The 8483-nt window shown below is 55.2% G+C and carries 10 protein-coding genes; 3 read left to right on the top strand and 7 right to left on the bottom strand.

From position 1 onward, the window contains the following. The 3 genes from B3Z49_RS20025 to B3Z49_RS20015 all read right to left on the bottom strand — a co-directional run. On the bottom strand, nucleotides 1–1016 hold a 1016-nt coding region (locus B3Z49_RS20025), incomplete at its 3' end, for an SAM-dependent methyltransferase (RefSeq protein ID WP_296994148.1). A 5-nt stretch (nucleotides 1017–1021) separates the two neighbouring features. Further along, nucleotides 1022–1855, bottom strand: coding sequence for a DUF1365 domain-containing protein (locus B3Z49_RS20020; protein ID WP_197146562.1), 834 nt, complete (start codon nucleotides 1853–1855; stop codon nucleotides 1022–1024). After that, nucleotides 1852–3195 carry an NAD(P)/FAD-dependent oxidoreductase gene (locus B3Z49_RS20015; protein ID WP_296994142.1) on the bottom strand — a complete coding sequence of 448 codons (1344 nt, stop codon included), beginning with the start codon at nucleotides 3193–3195 and terminating at the stop codon, nucleotides 1852–1854. Before B3Z49_RS20015 ends, B3Z49_RS20020 begins: the two co-directional genes overlap by 4 nt. Before the next feature lie 224 nt (nucleotides 3196–3419). On the opposite strand from B3Z49_RS20015, the gene B3Z49_RS20010 reads away from it, so the two are divergent. Both B3Z49_RS20010 and B3Z49_RS20005 read left to right on the top strand, forming a co-directional pair. Next, the gene (locus tag B3Z49_RS20010; RefSeq protein ID WP_063089255.1) at nucleotides 3420–4010 is read left to right on the top strand and encodes a sigma-70 family RNA polymerase sigma factor; all 591 of its coding nucleotides are present in this window, start codon (nucleotides 3420–3422) and stop codon (nucleotides 4008–4010) included. Then, nucleotides 4007–4711, top strand: coding sequence for a ChrR family anti-sigma-E factor (locus tag B3Z49_RS20005; RefSeq protein WP_064781240.1), 705 nt, complete (start codon nucleotides 4007–4009; stop codon nucleotides 4709–4711). Before B3Z49_RS20010 ends, B3Z49_RS20005 begins: the two co-directional genes overlap by 4 nt. A 79-nt stretch (nucleotides 4712–4790) precedes the next feature. Here the strand turns inward: B3Z49_RS20005 and B3Z49_RS20000 are convergent, their stop codons facing one another. Genes B3Z49_RS20000 through B3Z49_RS19990 form a run of 3 tightly spaced genes read right to left on the bottom strand, consistent with a single transcriptional unit; the run spans nucleotide 4791 to nucleotide 7210 of the window. Next, nucleotides 4791–5678, bottom strand: coding sequence for a 23S rRNA (adenine(2030)-N(6))-methyltransferase RlmJ (locus tag B3Z49_RS20000; protein WP_296994125.1), 888 nt, complete (start codon nucleotides 5676–5678; stop codon nucleotides 4791–4793). Between the two features lie 5 nt (nucleotides 5679–5683). Beyond that, nucleotides 5684–6427, bottom strand: a complete 744-nt coding sequence (locus tag B3Z49_RS19995; protein WP_296994122.1) for an rRNA large subunit pseudouridine synthase E — start codon at nucleotides 6425–6427, stop codon at nucleotides 5684–5686. Nucleotides 6428–6475: 48 nt separating this feature from the next. Next, nucleotides 6476–7210: an SIMPL domain-containing protein gene (locus B3Z49_RS19990; RefSeq protein ID WP_120225862.1), complete on the bottom strand. Its 735-nt coding sequence runs from the start codon at nucleotides 7208–7210 to the stop codon at nucleotides 6476–6478. A gap of 236 nt (nucleotides 7211–7446) precedes the next feature. Between B3Z49_RS19990 and B3Z49_RS19985 the strand changes: the two genes are divergently transcribed. Then, complete coding sequence (locus tag B3Z49_RS19985) at nucleotides 7447–8124, top strand: D-lyxose/D-mannose family sugar isomerase (RefSeq protein ID WP_296994119.1); 678 nt, start codon at nucleotides 7447–7449, stop codon at nucleotides 8122–8124. An 83-nt stretch (nucleotides 8125–8207) separates the two neighbouring features. Here the strand turns inward: B3Z49_RS19985 and B3Z49_RS19980 are convergent. Next, nucleotides 8208–8483: TPR end-of-group domain-containing protein (locus B3Z49_RS19980; protein WP_414716274.1), on the bottom strand; the 276-nt coding region annotated here is incomplete at its 5' end.

Genomic DNA, 8483 nt, shown 5'->3' with positions numbered 1-8483 from the left:
GGCGATGGCAACATGCCGCCCGGGAAAATGTAGCGTTGAATGAAATCCGCCCCGCGGCGATAGGTTTCAAACCGGTCATCATCAATCGTGATGATTTGCAACACCGCCTTGCCGCCCGGTTTCAAGCGTTTGCGGATCATCTCGAAATAGGTTGGCCAATGTTCTTCACCGACCGCCTCGAACATTTCGATCGAGACAATCTTGTCGTACTGGCCTTCTTCGTGGCGGTAATCGCGCAGAACGATTTCGGTTCGGTCGCTAAGCCCCTGCATCAAAAGGCGTTCGCGTGCAAAGGCGTGCTGTTCATTGGACAGGGTCAGACCGGTGACATTGCAACGATACTTGCCCGCTGCAAGTTCGGCAAAGCCGCCCCAGCCGCATCCCACTTCCAGTACATCTTCACCTGATTTCAGTTCGGAAAGTTCGCAAATACGTTCATATTTTGCAGATTGCGCCGCATCCAGGGTCATGTCGGGCGCGGTATAGAGGCCCGATGAATAGGTCATGCTGGGATCAAGCCATGCGCGATAGAAATCATTGCCGAGGTCATAGTGATAGGCAATGTTGCGCTTTGATCCCTCAAGCGTATTGGCGTTGCGCAGATGTCCGATCCGCGCCACCGTGCGCGCCAGAAATCCCGCGGCCAGACGGGCCCGCACGATCGTTTCATTGTGCATGGCAAAGTGCATCAGATGGGTCAGATCAGGGCTGCTCCAACTGCCATCCATATAGGCCTCGGCAAAGGCAACATCGCCGCCCGTGGCCAGTTTGCGGATTGCCTGCCAGTCATGGATATGGATGGCCGCACGCAAATTGGTTTCATGTTCGCCGGAAAAATGCAGGGTGTCGTTATCGGGCAAAACAATGGTCAAACGACCGTAATGTAGATGCGCCAGAACGCGCTTGAGCATCGCCTTAAGAAGGCTGCGGCTGCCGGTCATGCTGCCCAGCATCGGCAGAATGCGGTCACGCAGTGAAAAGGCGGAAACGGATGCATTACGATTGCGGTTTGGCATTGTTTTTATCTCTTCCCTGATTGGGCCGCTGCTGTCCCGGCTTCCAGCACATAGGTTACAGGCTGCTCTGGCGGTGCTGGTCGTTTATGGAATGTCATACCCTTGCGCCAAAGATGGAGCGCCTCCCAGTGGATACCTGCCACGACCTTCAGGGTCATCAGCGGGTATCGAATGAACGCTCCTAAAAGTTTACGGTCGGAAAGTTCGGTTCGATCACCAACAAAGGCAGCATTCAAAAACAGACCCTTTGCGTCGGTTTCGCGAATGGCAACCGCGACATTTTCATCGGGCATACGAATGCGGAAATGATAGTCCGCGACCATGTCGATAAAGGGTGAGACGTAAAAACCCTTCGCACAGGACTGGCGCAGCACGTTTTTGTCATCAAGTGCGCCTTCGCTTACCGGGATCAGGTAACTGTGCCGATCCCCGAAGGTGTTTGATACCTCGTACAGAACAGCGCCCACCGATCCGTCAGCACGATGGCAGAAATAAACCGAGAGCGGATTGAACACAAAACCAAGCAAGCGCGGATAGCACAACAGCCGGATCTTGTCCGCGCAATCACCAAGCCCGTGATCACTCAGAATTGCCTCCAACCGGGTGCGCAAATCGGTGGCACCCCCGTCGGCGTGATCGCGGTCATGGAATGAAAACAGGTTAAAGCGGTTGCGACTGAACAGTTTCAGCTTGGCAGCAAGGCCGTCAATCTCGTCGAGATCAAGCAGGAAGGAAAACACCCGATAGCGCAGTTTGTGCTTTTTCGGACGCAAACGATGATGCGTGACCACCCCTTCAAACAGAGCCGATGCCGGTTTTGTCGCAACAGGACGTGTCATGCAGCCTCGCTTGATTGCGAACGAGCTGTTTCGCCAACATGGATACGGCCGCTTTCATTTTCGACATTCCACGGGCGTCGCACGTTGCCAAGGGCCTCGGCAACCGCAAGACCGGACTGAATGCCATCTTCGTGGAAGCCATAGCCAAAGTAACTGCCGCAGTACCAAAGGTTATCCACCCCCTGGATAGACCAGAGTTCCTTTTGTGCTGCCATTGCGCCCGCATCAAACAGCGGATGATCATACAGGAAGGATCTGATCACACTGCCCTCTGCCGGATGGCGTGGCGGGTTCAAGGTCACAAAAAGCGGCTGGCCCGGATCAAGATGCTGCAGGCGGTTCATCCAGTAGGTCACGCAGACTTTCTGTTCGCCGTCGTGATCCTCGGCCAGATAGTTCCAGCTTGACCAGACCTTCTCGGTTTTTGGCATCAGGCTGGCGTCATTGTGAAGGATCGCCAGATTGCGTTCGTATTTGAACGCCGAAAGCAATTCGGCAGTACGCGGGTCGGGTGTTTCCTGCAACGCCAGCGCCTGATCACCATGGCAGGCCAGAACGACGTGATCATACTCTTCGCGCTTGCCATAGCGGTCCTCGACAAACGCGCCACCAGATGCGGTCTTGCCGACCTTGGCAATGGCGCGATCAAGAACCACACCGCCAGAGATCTGTGCCGTCATGCGTTTCACATATTCACGTGATCCGCCAACCACGGTGCGCCATTGCGGACGATCCTTGATCTGCAACAGGCCGTGGTTCTGGCAAAACCGAACGAACGCCGCCAGCGGATAGGCCATCATGGTATCAACCGGCGTTGACCAGATGGCCGCCCCCATCGGAAGCAGATGGTCATTAATAAAGGATTTGGAATAGCCATTGTCACGCAGGTAATCGCCAAGGCTGATATGTTCAGCCGTGCCATCTTCGAGGGCGGCCGGGGCTTCGCGATAGAACCGCAAAATATCGCGCACCATTTTCCAGAAACGCGGACGGAACAGGTTGCGTTTTTGGGCAAACAGGGCCGAAAGATCACCACCACCATATTCCAGACCGCCTTCATCCATCGAGGCCGCAAAGGACATGTCTGTCGAGGTTGTTTCAACGCCCAGATGATCAAACAGCGCACACAGGTTGGGGTAGCATCGGGTGTTATAGACAATGAAACCGGTATCGACCGGGGTTTGCCCGGCATCAACCGTGTTGGAATGACCGCCTGCGCGATCATCCTTTTCATAAAGCGTCACGTTGTGTGACTGGCTCAGTAGCCAGGCAGCAGACAAGCCAGATATCCCAGACCCGACAACGGCGATATTGAGTTTTCCCGGGGTGACAATGTTCATATCGGCGCAGCCCGCTTACTGTTACTGTGTGACATTATTTATATGAGTACGCGGATCTGTAATTCGCGGATCACTCGGATTATTTTGGATTTGTTTGCCTGAACTGATTGTAAGTGTCTGGTAGGAAACATACATTTTTATTTGATCCGAATGAACGCGGCCGACGTAGGAATTGCATGATGAACACAATTCTGGCGCGGCCCCAACAGGGACCTGAAACAAAAATGAGCGGCACCACACCACGACGCACCGGGCCAGCCGATCCGGTCGAAGCGAAAAGATGTGCCGATTGGATTGTTTCCGTCGCAGCGACACGCGATCGGGAAGCATTTGCGCGATTGTTTGCGCATTTTGCCCCGCGCGTGAAAGCTTACATGTTCCGGTTTGGCGGCAATCCCGAGACCGCCGAGGAAATGGCACAGGAAGCAATGATGCAGGTTTGGCGCAAAGCGCACCTGTTTGATCCTGCGAAGGCAGCCGCCAGTACGTGGATTTTTACCATCGCCAGGAACCTTCGGATTGACCGGTTCCGGCAACGCAAACATATCGAGGTAGATGATTCCGACCCGACTTTGATTGTCGACGAAGATCCGCTGGCAGATGACGTAGTCAATCGCGACCAGGAGGCCGTCCTTGTCAAAGCCGCGATGGAAGAATTACCCGCCGACCAAAAGGTAGTTGTTGAATTGTCGTTTTTTGAAGATTGCTCACACAGTGAAATTGCCGAGCGTCTTGATATCCCGCTGGGAACTGTGAAGTCCCGTTTGCGGCTTGCGCTTGGCAAGTTGCGTGGCGGACTGGAAGGTGTCGCATGAACATTAAGCATCATCCAACCGATCAGACATTGATGGAATATGCCAGTGGTTCGCTGTCGCAAGCGATGGAGCTTCTGGTGGCAACCCACATGACCGTGTGCCCGCATTGCCGTGACAAGGTCAGTGGGTACGAAACCATGGGCGGTGCCGCGCTTGAAACCACGAACAGCATGTCGATGGCGGATCATTCGCTTGATCACGTTATGGCGATGCTTGAACGTGAAACAGCGAACGAAAACATCGTTGCGCAAGAATTGCCATCATTGCGTCGCGTTGCGGTCGGCGAAAGCATTACCGGCAGTGCCATGAGCGCCCTGCCAAGGCCGCTTGCCGATTTGCTGCCCGACGATGTGACGTCGCTTGATGATATTCCGTGGAAATCGCTTGCACCGGGTGTGAAGCATTTCCAGCTGAAATCCATCGAAAGCAAGGGCACCGTGCGCCTGATGAAGATCGCCCCGGGTGTTTCGATCCCCGATCACGGGCACCATGGTCATGAAATGACCCTGTTGATCAAAGGATCCTATATCGACGAGATCGGCCGGTTCCGGGCCGGTGACGTAGCAGACCTTGATGATGATGTCGATCACCAACCGATTGCCGACACTGCCGAGGAATGCATCTGTTTGATCGCAACCGATGCACCGATGAAGTTCAATCGTCTACTGCCGAAATTGCTGCAGCCGTTCTTTGGCATCTGATGCCTGTTACCAATGCGTCCCAACGCATCGAGGCCCCGCTGGCAACACGCCTTCGGGGCCTCTTTTCTTTGCAGCGGGTCTATGCGGCGGGAACCAGCCAGCGCATCTGATGGTTTGCGGGCCCCGGTAGTTTGCAGGTTTTCGCAAGCCAGTTTCCGATATCGCCAAGTTGCTGATCAAACTGCCACGGCGGATTGATGACCAGAAGGCCCGTACCGCGCATGCGGCCCTTGGCCCCACCCTGATCGGTGGCAAGTTCGGCACATAGAACGCCACCAGATGCCTTGATCGCGGAAAACGATTTGCGAAGGTCGGCATCAAACCCATCCAACAGGATCGGGTACCAAAGCATGAAAGTCGCCGTTGGCCATTTTTCCCAGGCTTCGCGGATTGCCTTGGCCGCCTTTTGATAATCCTGTTTCACATCATAGCTTGGATCCATCAGCACCAGTCCGCGGCGGATGGCGGGCGGCATCATGGCGACAACACCCTCATAGCCATCGCGTTTGTGCAGATGAATGCGCGCATCACGCTTGACCCGGTGATGAAGCATTTCATGTTCGCGCGGATGAAGTTCCATAAGGACCAGCTCATCTTCGTCGCGCAGCATATCGCGAATAATAAACGGTGATCCCGGGTAAAACGGACCTTGGTAATCATCGCCTTCGCGCACGCCATAGTCGCGGCCCCTGGCGACCGGATCAAACGTGGCGACATAGTTTAAGAATTGCTGCAGCATTTCGGGTGCATTGGCACCGTCCTTGGCGCGCGCATAACCGTCTTTCCACTCGCCGGTTTTGGCGGCCTGTTCACTGCCAAGATCATACCAGCCCGATCCGGCATGGGTATCAATCACACAGAAAGGTTTCTTCTTTTTGCGCAAATGTTCAAGCACCAGCCAAAGGGCCGCATGCTTGTGCATGTCGGCAAAATTCCCGGCATGAAAGCCGTGCAGGTAACTCAGCATGGCGGCTATCCTTTCTTCGGGCGCGAACGGTGGCGTGCAGGTTTATACCCGCCCTTGCGTTGACCTTTGCCCGCCTTTGCGCCTTCACGCGCGATATTGGCTTTGTCGTCGGCATTGGGTGCATTGGTACAATTGGGCAACTGATTGCGGCGCGGCGGTTTGGCCGAACCGGGGGATAGCCTGCGATGGGTCGCAGGCGGTGCATCGACCTCGATCACCTTCCATTCGCCGGGCGCCAGACCATCGAGCGTCCAGTCCCCGATGGCATGCCGGATCAAACGCAAGGTCGGAAAACCGACGGCGGCGGTCATGCGGCGTACCTGGCGATTTTTGCCCTCGGTAATGGTCAGTTCGATCCAGCTTGTCGGGATCGCCTTGCGATAACGCACCGGCGGATCACGTTCCCAAAGCCCGGCCGGTTCATCAATACGCCGGGCCTTGGCGGGCAAGGTCATGCCGTCTTTAAGCTCTACTCCGCGGCGCAGGGCATCAAGTGCGGCGTCAGTTGGTTCGCCATCGACCTGCACCAGATAGGTTTTGGGTTTCTTGAATTTCGGATGGGCGATCTGGGCGTTCAGCGGCCCGTTATCGGTCAGAAGCAACAAACCCTCGCTGTCGCGATCAAGCCTGCCAGCGGCATAAACGCCGGGCAGATCAATATAGTCAGCCAAGGTCGCCCGACCGTTTTCACGGTCGGTGAACTGGGTCAAAACGCCATAGGGTTTGTTAAACAGGATCAGTTGCGCCATGGCGCGCATAAAACCAGCTTTGACGAGGCTGTCAACTTAGTTCAGCCCCTAATCGCGGATGAGATATTCCATGGTGGTGACCACCCGCACGGTCTTGTTGATCTGGTTGGCTTCCATCATGTTGGGGGCGCCATCGGCGGCCAGTATCTGAAACAGGCCCTGTGTCGCGCGACGAATACCGCCGAGTTCACCGCCGGAGTCTGCAGCAAATTGCTGGGCTGCTTCGCGGGCGTTGGCGGTGGCAGCCGCGATCATTTCCGGTTTGATGTCATTAAGACCGGTGAACAGATAACTCGGCCCCGGGTTATAGCCCTGCCCGCCCAGAACAACACCACCCTGCAACAATTTACCGATATCCTGTGACGCGGCAACCACCGCATCAACATCATCGGTGCGGACCTGAATGGTCTGATTGACGATATAGCGGCTTTCAATCGGCCCCGACCGATAGGACTGCGCAAGCTGATCGGTTACCTGAAGGTTTTGCAGCTCGGTCGCTTCTCGCCCGATGCCATGGCTGGCAAGAAATTCAAACAATGTGTTGGTATCAGCATCAATCTTGGCCTGTGCATTTTGCAGCACATCATCAGTCGCAACATAGGTAATCGGCCAGACGGCCTTGTCGGCCTTTACATCGCGTTCGGCCAGTCCCTTGACCGTGACATAGCGATCAAGGGCACGCATGTTTTCAATGCCGGTTCCGACCAGCCAGCCCGATGCGGCCAGTCCGCCGGCGACAACGATTGCCGCGACAACTTTGGCAAATCCCGATGATTGCGACATGATGCAGTTCCCCTGTCCGGTTTCGGGCGATATCGCAAACATGATATCACATTGTATGGTTTTCACTGTATTGCGCTGAAAAACGGCGATTGCGGGGCAGCTTGTGATGCGAACCGCCAACACCCGCACTCTGAAATCGAAATGCATTGAATGCATTCAAAAACTATCGCATTCACCATTCGGGCGTGGTAAAACCCGGCCCAATCAATCATGCCAAATGCCACAAGAGGTCAACCATGCTGCGTTCTGAAATCAATGCCTGTATCGAGCATGCCAAGGAACTTTATGCATCCATCGCGTTCAAACTGCCGGAATGGGCCCATTACAGCCCGGCGCAATGGGAAACCGAACCTGATCTGGCAAAATGGTGCCGCAACCATCAGATGGGCTGGGATGTCACCGATTACGGCGAAGGCAATTTTGAAAAGCGCGGCCTGATCCTGTTTTGCCTGCGCAACGGTATCCTGCGCCAGCCGGGTGAAGTGCCCTATGCCGAAAAGATCATGATCGTTGGCGAAAATCAGGAATGTCCGTGGCACTACCACAAGGTCAAAATGGAAGACATCATCGTGCGTGGTGGCGGCAATCTGGTGATTGAGCTGTGCAACCTGACCGAAGACGGCCAGATGGACCGCGAAAACGAAGTTCGTGTCCGCACCGACGGCAAACTCAACATCCTGCCCGCTGGAGGCAAGGTTGTTCTGGAACCGGGTCAAAGTGTCACCCTGCCACGTACGCTGATCCACCGCTTCTATGGTGAAGAGGGCAAGGGTCCGGTGATCGTCGGCGAAGTGTCGCAGGTCAATGATGATCTGACCGACAACTACTTCTTTGATTGCGATGCGCGCTTTACCAAGATCGAAGAAGACGTCGCACCGATCCACCCGCTGTGGAACGAACTGCCAAGCAGCTAAGCGACTTCTAAGAACTGAAGATATAAAAAAAGCCCTGCGGCAATCCTGCAGGGCTTTTTCGTATGTGACTTATATTTCCCGGGTTACTCGGCTGGCGGCAGGTCTTCCTTTTTGCCGAGAATCTGGGTGAATTCCGGCATGTCACGCAGCGGTTCGAATTCTTCCTCGACCCAGGCGGGCTGGCGCATGGTATCGGACAATTCAACAGCACGTTGCAGGTCAGCAAGGGCGGCTTCCTTGAAACCAAGGCCAGCATTGGCACAGGCACGCTGATAATAACCATTGGCGTTTTCGGGGGCCTCGGCCAATAGCCGATTGCACAGGCTAAGTGCCCAGTCACGATCCCCGAGTTGCAAGGC

It is taken from the genome of Thalassospira sp. UBA1131, assembly GCF_002311515.1.
In the GTDB taxonomy this organism is placed as follows: Bacteria; Pseudomonadota; Alphaproteobacteria; order Rhodospirillales; family Thalassospiraceae; genus Thalassospira.
This window is presented reverse-complemented; position numbering and strand designations above follow the sequence as displayed.